19 protein-coding genes are annotated in these 18,977 nt (G+C 53.1%); 16 read left to right on the top strand and 3 right to left on the bottom strand.

Features of this window, described 5'->3' with window-relative positions:
- Positions 1–64: 64 nt before the first annotated feature.
- A complete protein-coding gene (locus MKY12_RS10740; protein WP_339313743.1) occupies positions 65–964 on the bottom strand; it encodes a LysR family transcriptional regulator in 900 nt (299 codons plus the stop codon).
- A 207-nt stretch (positions 965–1,171) separates the two neighbouring features.
- Here MKY12_RS10740 and MKY12_RS10745 point away from each other — a divergent pair, with 207 nt between their 5' ends.
- From MKY12_RS10745 to MKY12_RS10800, 12 genes are all read left to right on the top strand, one after another.
- A complete protein-coding gene (locus tag MKY12_RS10745) occupies positions 1,172–2,011 on the top strand; it encodes an acyltransferase domain-containing protein (protein ID WP_339313744.1) in 840 nt (279 codons plus the stop codon).
- On the top strand, positions 2,008–3,654 hold the full coding sequence (gene mdcA / locus MKY12_RS10750) for a malonate decarboxylase subunit alpha (protein ID WP_339313745.1): 1,647 nt from the start codon (positions 2,008–2,010) through the stop codon (positions 3,652–3,654). The genes MKY12_RS10745 and mdcA overlap by 4 nt, the downstream gene beginning before the upstream one ends.
- 4 nt (positions 3,655–3,658) lie before the next feature.
- On the top strand, positions 3,659–4,486 hold the full coding sequence (locus tag MKY12_RS10755; RefSeq protein ID WP_339313747.1) for a triphosphoribosyl-dephospho-CoA synthase: 828 nt from the start codon (positions 3,659–3,661) through the stop codon (positions 4,484–4,486).
- Between the two features lie 78 nt (positions 4,487–4,564).
- Entirely contained in the window at positions 4,565–4,864 is a 300-nt protein-coding gene (locus tag MKY12_RS10760; protein WP_339314853.1) for a malonate decarboxylase subunit delta, read from the top strand.
- Complete coding sequence (gene mdcD, locus MKY12_RS10765; RefSeq protein WP_339313748.1) at positions 4,854–6,527, top strand: biotin-independent malonate decarboxylase subunit beta; 1,674 nt, start codon at positions 4,854–4,856, stop codon at positions 6,525–6,527. Before MKY12_RS10760 ends, mdcD begins: the two co-directional genes overlap by 11 nt.
- On the top strand, positions 6,521–7,141 hold the full coding sequence (locus MKY12_RS10770) for a malonate decarboxylase holo-ACP synthase (protein ID WP_339313749.1): 621 nt from the start codon (positions 6,521–6,523) through the stop codon (positions 7,139–7,141). Before mdcD ends, MKY12_RS10770 begins: the two co-directional genes overlap by 7 nt.
- 83 nt (positions 7,142–7,224) lie before the next feature.
- Positions 7,225–8,346, top strand: coding sequence for an acyltransferase (locus MKY12_RS10775; RefSeq protein WP_339313750.1), 1,122 nt, complete (start codon positions 7,225–7,227; stop codon positions 8,344–8,346).
- A gap of 516 nt (positions 8,347–8,862) precedes the next feature.
- The gene (locus MKY12_RS10780; protein WP_339313751.1) at positions 8,863–10,089 is read left to right on the top strand and encodes an MFS transporter; all 1,227 of its coding nucleotides are present in this window, start codon (positions 8,863–8,865) and stop codon (positions 10,087–10,089) included.
- A 1-nt stretch (position 10,090) separates the two neighbouring features.
- A complete protein-coding gene (locus tag MKY12_RS10785; protein WP_339313752.1) occupies positions 10,091–11,404 on the top strand; it encodes an ectonucleotide pyrophosphatase/phosphodiesterase in 1,314 nt (437 codons plus the stop codon).
- A gap of 466 nt (positions 11,405–11,870) precedes the next feature.
- The gene (locus MKY12_RS10790) at positions 11,871–12,614 is read left to right on the top strand and encodes a metal ABC transporter ATP-binding protein (protein WP_339257435.1); all 744 of its coding nucleotides are present in this window, start codon (positions 11,871–11,873) and stop codon (positions 12,612–12,614) included.
- A complete protein-coding gene (locus tag MKY12_RS10795; protein WP_209875708.1) occupies positions 12,607–13,449 on the top strand; it encodes a metal ABC transporter permease in 843 nt (280 codons plus the stop codon). The genes MKY12_RS10790 and MKY12_RS10795 overlap by 8 nt, the downstream gene beginning before the upstream one ends.
- On the top strand, positions 13,446–14,366 hold the full coding sequence (locus tag MKY12_RS10800; RefSeq protein ID WP_339313753.1) for a metal ABC transporter substrate-binding protein: 921 nt from the start codon (positions 13,446–13,448) through the stop codon (positions 14,364–14,366). The genes MKY12_RS10795 and MKY12_RS10800 overlap by 4 nt, the downstream gene beginning before the upstream one ends.
- 112 nt (positions 14,367–14,478) lie before the next feature.
- Here the strand turns inward: MKY12_RS10800 and MKY12_RS10805 are convergent, their stop codons facing one another.
- The gene (locus MKY12_RS10805; RefSeq protein WP_339313754.1) at positions 14,479–15,162 is read right to left on the bottom strand and encodes an O-methyltransferase; all 684 of its coding nucleotides are present in this window, start codon (positions 15,160–15,162) and stop codon (positions 14,479–14,481) included.
- Between the two features lie 146 nt (positions 15,163–15,308).
- Here MKY12_RS10805 and MKY12_RS10810 point away from each other — a divergent pair, with 146 nt between their 5' ends.
- From MKY12_RS10810 to MKY12_RS10825, 4 genes are all read left to right on the top strand, one after another.
- A complete protein-coding gene (locus MKY12_RS10810; protein ID WP_339313756.1) occupies positions 15,309–16,193 on the top strand; it encodes a LysR family transcriptional regulator in 885 nt (294 codons plus the stop codon).
- Between the two features lie 99 nt (positions 16,194–16,292).
- Positions 16,293–16,781: a DUF2975 domain-containing protein gene (locus MKY12_RS10815; RefSeq protein ID WP_339313757.1), complete on the top strand. Its 489-nt coding sequence runs from the start codon at positions 16,293–16,295 to the stop codon at positions 16,779–16,781.
- 10 nt (positions 16,782–16,791) lie between these two features.
- A complete protein-coding gene (locus MKY12_RS10820) occupies positions 16,792–17,007 on the top strand; it encodes a helix-turn-helix transcriptional regulator (protein ID WP_036729893.1) in 216 nt (71 codons plus the stop codon).
- 29 nt (positions 17,008–17,036) lie between these two features.
- Positions 17,037–17,810: a DUF817 domain-containing protein gene (locus tag MKY12_RS10825; RefSeq protein WP_339313758.1), complete on the top strand. Its 774-nt coding sequence runs from the start codon at positions 17,037–17,039 to the stop codon at positions 17,808–17,810.
- Here MKY12_RS10825 and MKY12_RS10830 read toward each other — a convergent pair.
- Positions 17,773–18,909 carry a saccharopine dehydrogenase NADP-binding domain-containing protein gene (locus MKY12_RS10830; protein ID WP_339313759.1) on the bottom strand — a complete coding sequence of 379 codons (1,137 nt, stop codon included), beginning with the start codon at positions 18,907–18,909 and terminating at the stop codon, positions 17,773–17,775. The two genes, MKY12_RS10825 and MKY12_RS10830, sit on opposite strands and share 38 nt — an antisense overlap.
- Positions 18,910–18,977: the final 68 nt, after the last annotated feature.

The following is an 18,977-nucleotide window of genomic DNA, read 5'->3' on the forward strand; positions in this document are numbered from 1 at the left end:
TAACCGGATCATTGCCATGCCAGCGTATGCCGGGGGAATGTCTGCTAAATGTTTCACTGCGTGATTAATCCCCCTTCGCTATTCGCTGCTCCGGGGACGAGCTGATATCTCTGAACAGCTGGATGATGAATTCGAAGAACGACTTCTCCGTGTCCGTGAACGGTTTCCCGGCAGACCAGGACAAATAGATGGTACGCATACAAAGTGGCTCGCTTATCGGGATTAACCTGATGTCCTCGGTGAGTACCTTATTCCACAGCACGGAAGGGATAAAAGAGATGCCGAGACCGGACTGGATTAATCCTCTTACCGTAGCCGGATCATCGCTCTCAAATACAATATCTGGATCATAAGAGAGATGGGCGAAGAAGCGGTCTGTAGTTCTGCGCAGTGCATTTCCGGTGGTCAGGCTGATGAATTTCTCATGTTCAAGATCTTTTAAGGCTACGGTACTGAAGGTACTAAGCGGGTGAGAGACAGGAACGCCAAGCAATATTTCTTCCTCTAACAGAACAATTTGCTCGCTGCCTTCGATGATCTCGGAGGTGATTGCGAAGTCGTAAGCCATACCTTTCCTAATCTGGGCCTGATGCTGGGTCAGGTTGAAACGGATATGCGGATAGCGCTCGCGGAATTGCCGCACGATGTTTGGCAGCAGCATGGAGCCTACAGCGATATAAAGAGTGATGATCTCAATCTTCACCTGCTTCATATCCTTGACCTCGGTAAGGCCCTGCTCCAGGGCATACATCGCCTGATCCACCCGCTTGAGAAATTTCTTCCCGTATGCGTTCAGTACAATATGCTTCCCCTCGCGGTCAAACAGCTTAGCGCCTAGCTCTGTCTCCAGATTTCTGATCATTTTGCTGAGCGCCGGCTGGGAAATAAACAGCTCACCCGCAGCCTTGGTTACGTTCTCATATTTTGCCGTGATTTGGAAATACTTAAGCTGCAGAAGTTCCATTGAACCTGGCTCCTTTATATAACCATCAGGTTATCAATAATATATGCATCTATGTATTGTACAGGGTTATTCCTGCTCTATACAATTGTAAATGTAACTAGCTCGAATCCGCACAAAGCTAAAGGTGGTGTGATTCTGAATATAGTATTTATGTTTCCGGGTCAAGGCTCACAAATTCCCGGTATGCTGCAAGACGTATCCGAGTATGTGAAAAAAGCAACAAGTGTCTTAGGGACAGAACCGCGCGATGATGCAGAGGCGCTGGCTTCAACCGTCTGGATTCAGACGGCGTTGTTCATTAAGGGAATCGCTGCGGCGGGCGGGCTGATGGAACAGGGTATTACCCCGCAATTCGTGGCAGGACATTCGATAGGCGCTTTTCCGGCAGCGGTAATTGCAGGGACGCTCTCCTTCGAGGATGCGCTGCGAATCGTTTGGCGGCGGGCCAATCTGATGGATTCCGCCTATAGCCGGGGCTATGGGATGGGAGTCATTATCGGCCTTACGCGAAATGAAGTGGAGCAAGCCGTTGCTCTGTCTCATACCCAGGAGGCGCCGGTGTATCTCTCCAATATGAATGCGGCTCAGCAAATTGCGGTCTCAGGTTCACTTGCGGGAATCAGCCTTGCCTTTGAACATGCCAGAGCACTGGGAGCGGCTAAGACTATGCTGTTAAAGGTACCTATTCCCTCCCATTCTCCTCTGATGTTAAGTATATCCCAGGAGTTATCAGAATTAATCTCAAAGGTTCCGCTGCAGGAGCCGAAGATTCCTTACTTGTCCAACCATACGGGCAGGATCATCCGGGTCAAGGAGAAAATTGCCGAGGATCTGGCTCTAAATGTGGCTTATCCGGTGCGGTGGATGGACATGGCAAGTGTATGCATTGAAGCTGGAGCCGATTGTTTCATTGAAATGCCTCCCGGCAACACGCTGTCCCGTCTGGTGAAGCAAGCGCACCCGGATACCCGGCAGATTACCCTGGATGAGGTAGGACTTGAAGCAACGCAGTATTTAATCAAAAAATGGAAGGGGCAGGAAGAATGAATAAGGTGCAGCGTTCCTGGTCACAAAAACGCGATAAGAAGCTTGAGAAATTAACCAAGGTCCAGAAATGGCTGGATGGAAAATACGTCGATCCTTCGCGGATTGTCGAACTCATGGAGGCATTGATTGAGCCTGGCGCACGGGTAGTTCTGGAGGGGGATAATCAGAAGCAGGCATCGTTCCTGTCCCAGAAGCTTCTGGAGGTGGACCCGGCGAAGGTTCATGATCTGCACATGATTATGTCCAGCATCTCGAGACCCGAGCATCTGGATATCTTCGAGCGAGGCATAGCGGGCAAACTGGACTTCTCTTACTGCGGCTCCCAGAGCTTGCGTGTCGCCCAAATGATTGAGGATGGAACACTGAAGCTCGGTGACATTCATACGTATCTTGAATTATTCGGGCGCCTCTTCGTCGATCTGATCCCGGATGTGGTTCTGGTGGCTGCAGACAGGGCTGACCGCGAAGGCAATCTGTATACCGGGTACAATACGGAAGAAACGCCGACGATTGTGGAAGCCGCCGCCTTCAAGGACGGCCTGGTGATTGTACAGGTCAACGAAATTGTTGATGTGCTGCCAAGAACGGATATTCCGGCATCCTGGGTAGATATCATTGTTCAGGCGGATAAGCCCTATGCGCTGGAGGCGTTATTCACCCGTGATCCGCAGAACATCACAGAGCTGCAAATTCTGATGGGGATGATGGCGATTAAGGGCATCTACGGCAGACATCAGGTGCTGTCACTTAACCACGGTATCGGATTCAATACCGCAGCCATAGAGCTGCTCTTGCCAACGTATGGAGAACAGCTTGGACTTAAGGGCAAAATTGCGAAGCATTGGGTGCTGAACCCGCATCCGACATTGATCCCCGCGATCGAAACCGGCTGGGTAGAGAGCATTCACAGCTTCGGCGGCGAAGTGGGGATGGAGAAATATATCTCAGCCCGCTCTGATGTGTTCTTTGTAGGTAAGGATGGCACGATGCGCTCCAACCGGGCAATGGGTCAGGTTGCCGGCCAGTTCGCTGTAGATATGTTCATCGGCTCGACTCTGCAGATGGACCCGATCGGCAATTCATCCACAGTAACTGCAGGCCGCCTGTCCGGCTTCGGTGGGGCGCCGAACATGGGGCATGATCCACGCGGACGCCGCCATGCCTCACCGGCCTGGCTGGATATGATTGAGCATCCGCATGAGCTGTCCAAAGGGCGCAAGCTGGTCGTGCAGATGATCGAGACTTATGGCGCCAACAAGAAGCCGGTCTTTGTGGATTCGCTGGATGCCATTAAGGTGAAGGATGAATCCGGTCTGGCAACTACGCCGGTGATGATCTATGGGGATGATGTTACTCACACCGTCACAGAAGAAGGCATTGCCTACTTGTACAAAACGGACAGTCTGGAGGAACGGAAGCAGGCGCTGGCTGCCATTGCCGGAGTTACGCCGCTTGGCATGACAAGCAGTGAGCAGGATGTGACCGAGCTGCGCAGCAGAGGTATTATAGCTCTGCCAGAGGATCTCGGAATCATGCGCAGACAAGCCAAACGCTCCTTGCTGGCCGCACAGACGATTAATGATCTGGTGGATTGGTCGGGTGGCTTGTACCAGCCGCCGGCGAAGTTCCGGACCTGGTCTTAGGCTTATGTTAGCCGCAGCAAGTACAACGTTCGGAGCTGGTCTGGCCGCCAAAGCTGTGCAGGCTCTGGTCGAGGAGGCGCTGCTAACGCCGAAGCCTGGACTTGTCGATGCCAGGGACAGTGGCTCCCATACGGATATGTCCGTCGGGCTTATGCTGGCATCGGCCCATGCACTCGAAGGGACGTTTCAGAGAATTGCGGATGTCTCGTATCTCCATCCGGTGAATCAGTCCTTGCGTGAGAAGATTGCTGTCATCGGACGCGAAGGCGAACAGCATATGCTTGCTGCTACAGGCGGTGTGAACACGCATAAAGGGGCCATCTGGGCGCTTGGTCTGCTGACCAGTGTGCGTGCAGCTTGTCCCGGCGAACATGATCCGAACCGGATCATGAGCATCGCCGGACAGCTTGCCTCCTTTGAAGACCGCGATGTACCGCCCGGGTCTACCAACGGTCAGGCGGTTAAGCGGAAATACAAGATAGCTGGAGCCGCCGAGGAAGCACAGCGGGGATTCCCGCATATCAAAGAGGCTGCGTTGCCCGCTTTACTCCGGGCCAGAGCCGCTGGAAAGACAGAGGAGGAAGCGCGGATTGAGGCCCTTCTCGCCTTGATGTCTTCCGTCGAAGACACCTGCATCCTGCACCGCGGAAGCTGGTCGGATCTGATAGTGATCCAGCAGTCGTCCAGAGCCTTCCTCCGTGCAGGAGGCTTCAGCTCACAGACAGGCAGGGAAGTATTCTGCCGATTGTCTGAATACTGCCATACTAGAAGGCTTTCGCCTGGAGGCAGTGCTGATCTTCTCGCCGCGACATTGTTTCTAGATAGACACTGAAACGGCACCGCCCTTATTAAAGACGGGCAAAGGCGTTTCTACTTGAATTATAAGAATTTTACGGAGGTGTTCCTGCAGATGGAGAAACTGCAATTTCAATATAGAACTACGAAGCCGATTGAGAAACCGGCGCATATCGGTGTTGTTGGATCAGGAGATCTGGAGATTATTATGGAACCGGCCGAAGGCGAATTCACTACCGTCAGTGTTCTTACAGGAAGCGATGGCTTTGGACAGGTATGGAATAACGTACTGGAGCGGTTCTTCACACGTTATCCGATTCACGCCAAGGTTACAGTACATGACTTCGGAGCTACTCCGGGAGTAGTGGCCTTAAGATTATCCCAGGTGCTGGAGGTGCTGGATTATGCAGAATAGTTTTGTAGAGTTGAATGGACGCGAACGTGCCAGAGCGCTGCTCGATCAAGGGACTTATCGTGAGCTGCTGGGCCCGCTCGACAAGATGGAATCCCCGCATCTTGAACCGCAGGGCATTGTCCCGCAGAGCGATGACGGAATTGTGCTGGCACTCGGCGAGCTCCGGGGACGGAAGGTGCTGGTCATTTCAATGGAGGGTGCCTTCCAGGGCGGAGGCATCGGGGAAGTCAGCGGCGCCAAAATTGCCGGTGCGCTGGAGCTGGCGCTGGAAGAGAACCTCAGAGGCAATAAGCTGTATCCGGTGATGATCTTTGATACCGGCGGCGTCCGGCTTCAGGAAGCGAACTATGGGCTGCTGTCGATCTCAGAGATCTGTACACAAATTGTGGCCCTGCGGAAGGTTGTTCCGGTAGTGGGACTGATTCCCGGACGCGTCGGAGCCTTTGGCGGAATGTCGATTACGGCGGAGCTGTTCACGACCCTCATCGCTACCAAGAAAGCCCGACTCGGTCTGAACGGCCCTGAGGTTATCGAACAGGAAGCCGGGGTTATGGAGTTTGATGCCAGCGACAAGGCCCTGATCTGGAATACGATTGGCGCTAATCAGCGTTTGGTTACAGGTCTTGTAGATGAGGTTGTAGAAGATGCGACTGAAGCGGTCATTGCAGCTGTTCTTACAGCTCTGGAAGCACCAGTCAAGCCTGCTAGAACTGAGCAAGTAGAGTTCTATCTTAACCTGCTGAACCATCTGGATACTGAAGCGGAATGGACGCCTGAACGCTACCGGGAATTCTACAAGCAGCAGACAGCCGCTCCGCAGCCTGTTCCAATGGCTCGGGAGGGCTCGGCGGATGCTGCGGACGGCAGGGGATACCGCTGGTTCTCCCATCTGACAGGGATTGCCCATCCGGTCAGTGAGGTTCCTTCCGTACTTGCTGCCGACGTAGAGAAGAATGGGCAATTATGCAGGGTAATATCGGTCGTTCCTGATTCCGGCAGCCGTTTCAAGCGCGCCCGCGCTGGGGAGGTTGGTTTGCTGGAAGGCTGGACACTGGCCCAGATCGTAAGAGATGCCATCAAGCAAGACGAAGACAAAGAGCACAAACGCCCGATCATCGCTGTTATTGATGTGCCAAGTCAAGCCTATGGCTATAAGGAAGAGATGGTCGGCATCAGCCTGGCGCTTGCAGCCAGCACCGATGCGTACGCAACGGCAAGACTGAAGGGTCATCCGGTCATCGGCGTGATTGTCGGCAATGCGATCTCCGGAGCCTTCCTCTCCCACGGTCTTCAATCGAACCGGCTGATTGCACTTGATGACTCCAAGATCAATATTCAGGCGATGTCCAAGGCCTCCGCAGCACGAATCACGAAGCGGACCATTGAGGAGCTGGAGGAGGCAAGCAAGAAGGTTCCGGCTATGGCTTATGATGTGAACAGTTACAGCACGCTGGGTCCCCTGTATACACTGCTGTCCGGCATTGAGGCAGACGAACCTCAGGCAGGTGATATTGCTACCGTTGAGCAGACTATTGTTGAAGCGATTGGGTCCACCCAGGGAGCACCCCGTGACCTGAGCTTCCGCTTGCAGACGGACGAAGCTCTGGCCGGCGGCCGATTGGCAACACTTAAAGTGCGCAGCTTGCTCAGGGAGCAATGGTAATCCGGACGCATGATCTAATTGAAGTCAGCAGTCTGTCCTGCCTGCGTTCCGAGGAGGTCCCGATGTGGGCAGCCGCCTCACTGAAGCAAACTCCCTTTGTAGTTGGCCGCAGGGCAGAGCCTCTCCAGGATGGCAGCATCCCCGTAGGGATTAGGGGAACAGAGCGGAATCAGCGGCACGCAGCCTTCCTTGCTCCGCAGGGGATAGGGAGGAGCATTACACCTTATGAGATTACGGAACGGCGGATGTGGACGGCATTGTCTGCTGAAAGGCAAGGGCTGCCTGTCTCCAAGATCATGGATCGGGTAGCGGAGTTAATGAGAGACTGGCAATGGGGACCGACCGGCAGTGCGGGCTTCGAAATGGTTACAGGTTATCCTGCGATGAAGGAAACCAGCGACCTTGATGTTGTAATCAATACTCCGGTAGCTACCGATGATAAGCAGGCGGAAATCCTGCTGTGCGGGCTGGATAAGCTCGGAGTCCGGATCGACATCCAGCTGGAGGCACCGGAAGGCGCCTACATCCTGCGTGAACTGGTCGGCAGACGGGCAGACACGGTAATGCTGCGGACTGCACAGGGTCCGCGGCTGGTCAGGAATCCGTGGCGGTAAGTGGATTCTATCAATGAGACTAAGGGAGGAAGTACTACCGTGGGGGAGGAAACCCGTCCTCCTCAGACGGTTACGTACAAATTATGGAGAATACAGTGGACTCACAACTTAATATTAACGAAAGCGATATACTCAAGGTGTTTGCCGTCAGTGGAGCCATTCTGCAAAGCGTACTGGGAATGTTCCTGAAGCATGCCCACAGCCATTCGGATATGGCCCTGCTGGCCGTAATTTACACTATGGTCAAATACACCGCGCCTGTCTTTATTTTCGCAATTGTATATGGAATGGTGAAAGGGAATCAGCATACGAAGCCGGGCCATTTTTACAAAGAGAAATTCAATGAACTGGTGATTCCGTATTTCCTGTGGGCCACAGCAAGCCTGATCTTCATTCCTGGGGTGCAGGTCAATCGGCATGCGACATCCTTCTGGACGCTGATTGAATCTTACGTTGTCGGCAACGCTTCGCCCCAGTATTGGTATACGGTTATGATGCTGCAATTCCAATTGCTGATGCCGGTACTGATCTATATCTGCTACAAGTTCCTCTCCAAGCCGTCACGTGTGATCCCGCTGCTCGCTGTAAGCTTCATCATCTTTGGTGCGTGGCTGTGGATGTATGATACGTATGTGTTCCACGGTGCTTATGCCACCAGTCTGCGGTATCTGGACCGCGTGTTCGTCAGCTACTTTATTTATGCCCTGCTCGGCGGAATCGCCTGGGTGCATAAGGAGCAATTCGACGGAATACTCCGCCGCTTCCAGTTCATTCTTATTCCGGTCATGCTGCTGCTGCTCATATGGACCAACCATGAATTCTTCAGCTTCGGATTCGAGGATATGAGCTTCGGCAATCTGATCTACCTGAAACCATCCATGACCCTGTACAGTCTGGTAGTCATCGCCCTTATTCACATGCTTGCCGGACATCTGATTCACAAGAACTCACGCGCGCTTCCGTTCTATAAATGGTTGTCCACGTATGCGTACCGCGCGTTTACAGCGAATGTGTTCATTCTATACTTCGTATTGAAGCTGTTTGGCGGTTTGGTTGACCAGCTGCCGTTCTTTGTAGCGCTGGTTCTGGTCTATTTGACGACAATTTCTTGCTCCTTCTGCATCGTTTATGCTTTTGCCAAAGCTTACGCCTGGATCAAGCGGACATTCAGGAAGGATGAGCTTGCTGTGCAAGCGGATCATTAAGGCTAGACATAGGAGAGGCCCATGCGATTATGCATGGGCCTCTTTGGAGTGCTGCCGGAGAACGTCGATAGCCGTTATCACCTCCAATCGAAAAATGTTGTACAAAAGGCAGAATTCACCCCTTGTCCAAGCGGCTTAGCAGAATTATTCCTGCATTTTATGCAACAATCCATCTTAATACCTGATTATCAATGATTCTAAGTTGCAAAATCTACAACATTTATTTCTAAAGTATTTTTGCCATTCTGCATCTATCCAGTGAGTTATAGAAGGTGAACTTAAGAACCTAACCTAAAGCTTGGTCGTCACTGCGATCAATATTTGGACTTCCGGCCGCTGCTGGCCTTAGATTTCTTATATAGACCTATATTCTTTTACTCTATCCCTTGGGAATTCAGGTTATAATGACCATGTGCATTGCAATGCACGGGATTCTGTGATTTTACACCCCATTAACATCCTTAATATGTTGGCGTGATATAACTGAAACAATCGGTTATAAGAGGAGAAGATGAGATGAAGCTAAGCAAAGAGGAGAGATCGTGGATTCTGTACGACTGCGGGAATTCCGCTTATTCGATGGCCGTGACTACGGCGCTGCTGCCGATTATCTTCGGGATGTTCGATAATGTGGGCAGCAGCATGGACCTGGGGTACTTCAACTCCATCGCCAGTATTCTGGTCGCGGTCCTCAGCCCGATTCTCGGTACGATTGCGGATTATAAGGACCGGAAGAAGCGGTTTTTTATTTTTTTCGCTGCGCTCGGTATCCTTGCCACCGCCTCCCTGGCCTTCGTGTCCCCGGCCAGTGGTCAATGGCAGCTGCTCATCGCCTTTTACATTCTGTCAGCGGTCGGCTTCGCCGGGTCCAACATCTTCTATGATTCCTTCCTGGTGGATATTACGGAGGATGAACGGATGGACAAGGTGTCTACCCGAGGGTTCGCCTACGGCTACATCTTCAGTTGTATTCCGTTCGGCATCAGCCTGCTGCTGATCTTCCTGCTGGGAATGGACAAGGCCATCGGCTACCAGATCGGGTTCATTATTACGGCGCTCTGGTGGGGGCTGCTGACGGTGCCAATGATCCGCGATGTGAAGCAGAGATATTATATCGAGCCTGAGCCGAAGCCTGTTGCCCGGAGCTTCCAGCGTATCGCTGCCACCTTCAGGAATATCCGCCAGCACCGAATCGTCTTTGTGTTCCTGCTCGCCTACTTCTTCTACATTGACGGAGTAGATACGATTATCAAAATGGTTGTGCCCTACGCCACCTCCGTCCTCGGCACAGATGCCCTGGATACCTTCACGCTGCTGGGAATTCTGCTCATCATCCAGATTATTGCCTTTCCCTGCGCGATTCTCTATGGCAACCTGGCTAAAACCTACTCCGCCCGGAATCTGATTATTGCCGGGATCTTCACCTACGTTATTTCTTGTATCGCAGCGTTCTTCATTAGCTCGGTATGGCATATTTTCCTGCTGGGTGCGCTGATCGGCTCGGCACAGGGCGGTATTCAGGCGCTTAGCCGGTCCTATTTCGCCAAAATCATCCCGAAGGAGAATTCCAACGAATTCTTCGGGTTCTATAATATCTTCGGCAAGTTCGCGGCGATTCTCGGCCCTGCTTTAATGTCTCTGACCACTACCTTGACCGGGGATGCCCGCTACAGTATTTTGTCGATTATTCCGCTCTTTCTGATCGGCTTCTTCATCTTCATCACATTGCCAAAGGGGACATAGTATGGAATCTACTGGACTGCAACCGCCACCACCCTCAGCAGCCAAGCATCTGATCGTCATTTCCTATGATGCCTTCTCTGAAGATCACTGGGAGATGGCCAGCCGCCTGCCCAATCTGTCCAAGCTGATCACCAGCGGTGCCTGCAGCAACCGTCTCAGAAGTGTCTATCCCACGCTCACTTACGTGGTACATACGACCATCGCTACCGGCGTCTACCCGGATAAACACGGCATCTATCATAACAATCCGCTGCAGCCGTTCGTGCCGGAGGAGGAGCAGCGCTGGTTCTGGTTCCGGGAGGCGGTCCAGGTGCCAACGATCTATGATGCCGCGCGTAAGGCAGGGCTGAGTACGGCGGGACTGCTGTGGCCGGTAAGCGGCAAGTCCTCGATTCAGTATAATATTCCAGAGATCCGGGCGTTAAAAGGAGAAAATCAGGCGCTCAAGATACTGCGAAGCGGCAGTCCCCTGTACTGCGCCCGGCTGGAGCTGAAATACGGACGGATCAGGCAGGGCATCGCCCAGCCGCAGCTCGATAACTTCACCACGAAATGCGCCGCCGATACGATTAAGCGGCATAAGCCGAACCTGCTCATGATGCATCTAATCGACCTGGATGACACCAAGCATATGTACGGCACGGATAGCGGTGAAGTAGACGATGTCCTCCTGCGGATGGACAACCGGCTGGGTGAGATCATGCAGGCGGTAGAGGATGCCGGAATCCGGGAGGAGACGGTAATTATGGTACTGGGCGACCATGGTCAGTTCAACGTGCGCTACAAGGTGCATTTGAACAATCTTTTGCAGGCTAAGGGGCTGATCTATGAGAAGGACGGCGTGATGCAGTGGCGGGCCTACTTCCAGAGCGGCGGCGGTTCAGCTTATCTGCATGTGCAGCCCGGAGATGAGGAAGCGCAGCGGCTGGCCTTGGCGGTGGTGGATGAATATAGGCGTGACGGTGCACCAGGAATTGAGAGTGTATATACGGAAGAGACGCTGAAGCAGCTCCACGCCAGTCCGGTGGCAAAAGTCATGCTTGAAGCACAGCGGGGCTACAGCTTCGATGAAGCGCTGGCGGACACGCTGATCACCGATCTGCAGGCGGAGGGTATACGCTATGCTACGCATGGCTACTCGCCGGATGCAAGCGGGTACCGCTGCAATGTCGTCATCGCAGGGGCTGGGATCAAGCAGAGCTACCCTATCGGTGACCTGGAGATGGTCGACATCGCCCCGACGATGGGACGGATTCTGGGGATGGAGTTCAGGCCGGGGGACGGGCGGGTGTTGGAGGAGATTTTTGAGGCATAGCTAGGGGGATAGTAATGGTAGTATGAATGATGAATAGAGCAACTTCCATCGGTCTGATCAGGATGTCCGCGCACGCGGCAACCGGGTTGGGCTTTTTTTGTTGTTGATAGCAGAGACCAATATGATTCTTTTCTAACCAGACAGACCACGGATGGGCATTGCCCAAGCTCGCCACGACTGTAATTTAAATTTAAATTACCGTTGACAATTTGCCTATGATCAAATATATTATCCATAAGAATAAAAGTTTCCTCAAGGAAACATATATGCAGATGAGAAACAATAGACACATTAATAGGCCATATAGTTTGAACTGAATAATTCAAGTTGCGGGAAAAGTGGCGGAGGGGAATTTTGGAACTGGAGGAGCGTAGCGGCCGGAAGTCCAACACTTCTCTGGAGTCACGGCCAATCCCAAAACCTAAAAAGATCAGATAGGCTAAACAAGAGACGGGGTGCTGACATGATTCAGATTAAAGGTTTAAATGTTGATTATTTCGGCCATTCGGCGCTGGAAGGAGTGACGCTCGATATCCCCTTCGGGCATTCGGTAGGCATTATCGGGCCCAATGGCGCCGGTAAATCCACATTCATTAAGGCGCTGCTGGACGTGATCAAGAAGAGAAGCGGAACGGTGAAGGCAGAGGGGAAGGACATTGCCCTGTACAGACGGAATATCGCCTATGTGCCGCAGAAGAATGACATCGACCTGACTTTTCCCATTACAGTGAAGGATACGGTCCTGACCGGAACTTATCCGAACCTGAAGCTGTTCCGGCGTCCGGGGAAGAAGGAGAGAGCGATTGCAGAGCGCAGCATGGCGATGGTGGAGATCGGTGACCTTGCGGATAAGCAGATCAGCAATTTGTCCGGCGGGCAGCTGCAGCGGGTGTTTATCGCCCGGGCGCTGGCCCAGGAGGCTAGTGTGTTTTTCCTGGATGAGCCGTTTGTCGGCATTGATATGGTCAGCGAGCGCATCATTGTGAACCTGTTCAAGCAGCTCCGCGAGGAAGGCAAGACCATCCTGGTGGTGCATCATGATCTGCATGAGGTCGAAGAATATTTTGACAAAATCATTCTGCTCAACAAGCAGCTAATTGCCTTCGGAGATGTGCAGGATACCTTCACCACGGAGAACATCCGCAGAGCTTATGGTACATCCCTCGGCAATGTAATGATCCAGGGGGCGGGAGGTGCCGCTCATGCTTGAGTCCTTATCCAGCCTGCTGAATATTCCGGTATACGCTCTGAACGCCGGGTTATCTGCGATTATACTCGGGATTGTCTCGGGGGCGCTCGGCAGCTTCATCGTTCTGCGCAAAATGTCGCTGATGGGCGATGCCTTATCTCACGCGGTGCTTCCGGGCGTCGCCCTGTCTTATATTCTGGGCATCAACATCCTGCTGGGCGCTTCGTTGTTCGGCCTGTTAGCCGCTATTCTCATTCAATTCATCACCAGCCGCAGCAATATCAAGAGCGATACCTCCATCGGCATCATTCTGAGTTCGTTCTTTGCACTCGGCATTGTCTTGATTACGTTCGCCCGCAGCGGGCTGGATCTCACTCATATTCTGTTCGGCAACATTCTGGCCGTTCCGCAATCCGAGCTGCTGCAATCCTTCATCATCATGCTGGCGGTGCTTGCTATTATTACACTGCTGTACAAGGAACTGCTGATCAGCTCATTCGATCCGGTGGTAGCGAAGGCATACGGACTGAAGACCGGCTTCTATCATTATCTGCTGATGATGCTGCTCTCCGTAGTGACCGTCTCCTCCCTGTCCCAGGTTGGGATTGTGCTGGTCATCGCCATGCTGGTCATCCCGGCAGCCACCTCGTATCTGTGGTCCAATTCCTTGCTGCATATGATCGTATTAGCCTCCGCAGTAGGGGCAGCCTCGGGGATCATCGGTGTATACGTGAGCTTCCGCTACAATCTGCCGACAAGTGCAACCATCGTGCTGGTAGGCGTCACACTGTTCAGCATTTCATTCATCATATCGCCCAAGAATAATTTTCTGCGGAAAGGATTGAAGCAAGCATGAGACTGTTCAAAATACTATCGGCATCCGTACTCATTCTACTACTAGCAGCATGCTCCAACACCAGTAAGGGGGGAGCGGATGACGGTAAGCTGGAGATCGTGGCCACGTATTCGATTATTGCAGACATGACCCGGAATATCACCGGAGATAAAGCGGAGGTCTACAGCATGGTGCCTATCGGCACTGACCCGCATATGTATGACCCGCTGCCCGCAGATACAGGCAAGGTCTCGAGTGCGGACCTGATTTTCTATAACGGCTTGAATCTGGAGACCGGCAAGGGCTGGTTCCAGGATCTGCTCAAGGTGACGAAAAAGGAAGCGGCCGCGTTTGCCGTCTCCGAAGAGGTCACGCCGATGTATCTAACCGAGAAGGGGAAGGAGTCTCAGGTTGACCCTCATGCTTGGCTGGATATACAGAACGCGGTCAAGTATGTGGATGTCATTACCGCTCGTGTGATCGAAAGGGACCCGGACAACAAGCAGTATTATCTGGATAACCAGACCGCGTATGTGAAGGAGCTGACGGAGCTGGATCAGTATGCCAAGGAAGCTGTGAGCAAGGTCCCGCAGGAGAAGCGCGTGCTGGTTACCAGTGAAGGGGCCTTCAAATACTTTTCCCAGGCCTATGGCTTTGAGTCCGCCTTCATCTGGGAGATCAACACGGACAGCCAGGGAACACCGGAGCAGATGAACCGGATCATCGGCATCATTAAGGAGAAGCAGATTCCGGCGTTATTCCTGGAGACGAGCGTCAACCCCAAGACGATGGAGACGATTTCCCGCGAGACCGGTGTGCCGGTGCACTCCAAGATTTTCACGGATTCTCTGGCTAAGGAAGGCGAAGACGGAGACACCTATCTGAAGATGATTAAGTGGAATATCGATCAGGTGATTGAGGGCTTATCGAAGGAATAGGCAGATGCCTGTGTGCGAAAAAGAGCCCGCAACAACAAATAACACGAAACAACAAATAACCCGCAAGGCCGGATAAGCATTGCTATCCTTGCCTGCGGGTTATTCGTTATCCTTAGGGGTTATTTTGTGTGGTGACAATCCCGAGCACGAAGCCGTCATAGCCCTTGCTGCCTACTGTCTGTATAGCAGTAGCATCTATACGCGGCTCTGCGGCGAGCAGCTCCATGAACTGCCGGATGCCTTGAACCCGGTCATCTGTACTGCCCGGGTCAATAACCTCGCCGTCACGCACCACGTTATCGGCTATGATGACTGCGCCCGGCCGGGCCAGCTTCAGCGCCCACTTCAGGTAATGCGGATTATTAGGCTTGTCGGCATCAATGAAGATGAAGTCAAACGGCTCATAGCCCCGGGCTTCCAGCAGCGCCAGCGAATCCAGCGCCGGGCCTTCAATTACCTCTGTCTTGTCTGCCAGCCCCGCCATTCTCAGATTATCCTCCGCTACAACGACATGCTTGTGCTCGAATTCCAGCGAGACCAGCCTGCCCGTCTCCGGCAACGCCCGCGCCAGCCAGATGGTGCTATAACCGCCCAGGGTGCCAATCTCCAGAATGTTGGACGCTCCCTTCATAAGGGCGAGCAGATGCAGAAGCTTCCCCTGATTAGGAGCGACATCAATCGCCGGTAAGCCGGCCCCTGTATTCGCATCCAGCACAGCTTCCAGGACCGGATCTGCCGCCAATAATCGGTCATTGAAATAAGCGTCTACGTTGCTCCATTTGTTCTGTTCTTCCATGTGAATCCCTCCGTTAGTTGTTTTTTTGTATTGGTGTATTAGAACTGCTTTAAATATAAAGGATTATCATTCATAATACTAATATATGTTAATGGTATAATCATAAGTATAGGTTATGAATACAACCCATGAATAGGAGCGCATTTATGAACATTCATGCACTGAGGCTTTTTTATTATGTAGCCGAGACGGGAAGCGTCACCAAGGCGGCTGCCCGGCTGAGGATCAGCCAGCCGGCGGTGACCAGCCAGATCAAGAGACTGGAGAAGGATTTGGGGCTGCCGCTGTGTAGTCCCAGCGGCCGGGGAATCTCGCTGACTCCCTTCGGGACAGAGCTGGCGAAGCAGGCAGGCAATCTCTTCACCTATGAAGAACGGATTGAGGAGTTCGTAGAGGATTACCGCCAGGGACGGAAGGGGAAGCTGCGCATTGCCGCCACCTATCTTCCGGCGAATTTCCTGGTCCCGGGCTGGGCCGCCCGGTTCAAGGCGGGGCAGCCTGAGATGGAGATTGAGATTACCACGACCAATTCCACGCAGGCCTTTGAACAATTGCAGCGTCATGAAGCGGATGTGGCCTTTTACGGGGGCGGAGCCAAGGAGAAGCCGGAGGATGTTGACTGGCTGGAGCTGTTTGAGGATGAGCTGTGGTTCGTAGTGGCCCCTTCCCATCCTTTTGCCAATGGTACGGTATCGCTGCCGGAGATGATGCAGGAGCCGTTCGTGATGCGTGAGGAAGGCAGCTCCACCCGGGAGCGTCTGGTCTCGCTCTGTACAACCTACGGCCTGAAGCCGCCGCGTGTGACCCTGCAATTCAGCGGGTTGGGCGAAGTCATTCGTTCGGTCATGGCAGGGTATGGTGCCAACTTCATCTCCTCGCTGGCTGTGCGGGACTATGTGGAGTGGAAGCAGTTATGCCGGGTACAGGTGGAGGGCATTCAGCTTAGCAATCATATTGCTGTCTGTACACGCAAGAATGAGGCCTTGTCAGCCGGGCTACAGCGGTTTATTGACATCTGCCGGGAACAATAAAACAATAATTAAATATTATTATTCGATCTAAATATATTGATAAACGATAAATACTGTGTTAAATTGAACTCACAATTAATGAGTGAGGTGCTTATCTTGATGAAACGTAAACCCGCTTCAACCACTTTTTTGAAGGCTGTGATTCTTCTGCTGGGCATGGGTGCACTGGCCCTGTGCATCTTTGCGGTTCCGTCCATCGCCGGCTTTGTAGCCGAGCTGTATCCTGAGCATGCGTACCTCAAGGCTCTGGTCATGATTGATTTATACGGGGCGGCGGTACCTTTCTACATTGCGCTCTATCAGACCTTCAGGCTGCTGGGGTATATTGACCAGAACATGGCCTTCTCGGAGGCTTCGGTACAGGTGCTGAAGAATATCAAGCACTGCGCAGTGGCCATCAGCGGGATATTCGTTATAGGTATGCCGCTGTTCTATCTGATGGCGGAGAAGGATGATGCCCCGGGGATCATCGTCATCGGGATGATCCTTATTTTTGCCTCGCTGGTCATTGCCGTGTTCGCGGCAGTTCTCCAGAAGCTTTTGAAAGACGCTATTGAACTGAAATTTGAAAATGATCTGACAGTCTGAGGTGACGACCATGGCGATTATAATCAACATTGATGTCATGCTGGCTAAGCGGAAAATGAGCGTAACCGAGCTTACGGAGCGGGTGGGAATTACGATGGCGAACCTGTCCATTCTGAAGAACGGCAAGGCCAAGGCGATCCGCTTCTCAACGCTTGAGGCGATATGTAAGGCGCTGGACTGCCAGCCGGGAGATATTCTGGAATACACAGCGGATGCTATAGAATAATGGGCACCGGGAGTGGGGAGGGGACGGTATTGAGAGTCATGACACGGCTGCTGCACTTCGGGTATCATCAGGCGATGAGCTGTATCTTTCCTGTAGCGATCTTTGGAACGTTAATCCTGACCCGCACAATCGAGCTGCCGTTCATCCACCGTTATGATCTGATTCTGCTAATTCTGCTTACTGTGCAGTACCTGATGTACCGGAGCGGGCTGGAGACGCTGGATGAGCTTAAGGTCATCTGTGTGTTTCATGTAATTGGACTGGTGCTGGAGATGTATAAAATAAAAATGGGCTCCTGGGCCTACCCGGAACCCGGTTATGCGAAGCTGCTCGGTGTGCCGCTGTACAGCGGATTCATGTATGCCAGTGTGGCAAGCTATATGTGCCAGATCTGGCGCAGACTGAAGATGGAGTTGACCGGCTGGCCGGGTCTTGCCGCTGCGGGACTGCTGGGCGGAGCGATCTACCTGAACTTCTTCACCCACCACTATATTCCGGATTTCCGCTGGTGGCTGACATCCCTGGTAGTAGTGGTATTCTGGAGAACCTGGATCATCTACCGGGTGCAGGGCAAGACGTACCGGATGCCGCTTGTGCTGGCTTTTGCCATTGTAGGCTTCTTCATCTGGCTGGCCGAGAATATTGCGACCTTCCTGGGGGCGTGGCAATACCCGGACCAGCACGAGAGCTGGCAGCTGGTAGGCTTCGGCAAGATCAGCTCATGGTTCCTGCTGGTGATTATCAGCGTGATTATTGTCGCCCAGCTTAAGCATGTGAAGGCCGGCCGGAGCGGGTCCAGATAGCCAGTCCGTCCAGCGGATAACGGAAGGATGGTCCCGTTCCGCCGGAGACGGAAGGGATTAGCGAACATTGTTCCCCGTTGGAATCAAGGGAGAATAGCTGTTCAATGTGATAGACACCGGGAGACGGTGCTGACTCATAGAGTCTCAAGGCGACTCCAGCAGCCGTTGCTGCTGTGATGGATGCTTCATGTACGCCTGTGATTCCGTATTCTCTGGAGGCGGGTATACCGTCCTTCATGCCACAGGCATCGACTTTGACCGCGTAGCGCTCGGACCCGAAGCGGAAGCGGGTGAACGCCTGGACCGCGAGGTTGCGGAGCGTCCGGTTACGCAGCAGACGGGAGAGTCCGGTGCGGCGCAGCAGCGCTGCGGCTGAGGTCATGCTCCGTGAATCGAAGCAGAGCCGGGTCGAGACAGAAGGTACGGCAAGGGTCTGAGGTAGAGTCATCTGATCCGAAAAAGGAAACCGGTAGGCTCTATGCGTCCGCAGAGCAAACCCGAAATCCGCAGTCTTAGCCTCCGTGAAGCTTGAGGCGGTGCGCGGTCCGCCGTGTTCGGTAATCTCGAAGTCGGCTCCAAGGTTGTCCACCGTCCACTCCATAGCCGCCTGTCCATGGCTGTCACCCAGTCCCAGCATGATCGAGATGTCGATCTGCTCTGTATGGTCCAGCTCCTGGACAGCCCGTGCCGCAAGCAGGTTCGTTAACCCCGGTGCGAGGCCGACACTCAGCACTGCTGCCGCCTTGAGCTTATGCTTCACAGGGTCGAGCCTTTGCAGCATAGTCAGGAAGTCTCCGCTTGCCGAGACATCTACATAATGTGTGCCGCTCTGGAGGCAGGCTTCGGCCAGCCGGGTGTCCTGCTGGTCCAGACACATGACGACCAGCTTGACCTTCCCCAGCAGCTCTGGGGGAAGCGGCTTCTCTGCCGACAGGCGCAGCGGCTTCACATATCCGCCGGTACTGCGGGAGAATTCCTCGGCCTTGTTCAGGTTTCTTCCTGCCGCGTAGACCTTGCCGGGGTGCTGTGCCCCGAGTAGCCGGCATATCTGTGACCCGACATGCCCGTAGCCGCCGATTACTACAATATCTGTTTTCATAAGTATTCCCGTCCTTCGTGGTGGATTGCAGAATCTGCGGTATAATTAACGTTACGTATCATTATCCT

It is taken from the genome of Paenibacillus sp. FSL M7-0896 (genome assembly GCF_037975415.1).
Lineage (GTDB): Bacteria > Bacillota > Bacilli > Paenibacillales > Paenibacillaceae > Paenibacillus_AQ > Paenibacillus_AQ silagei.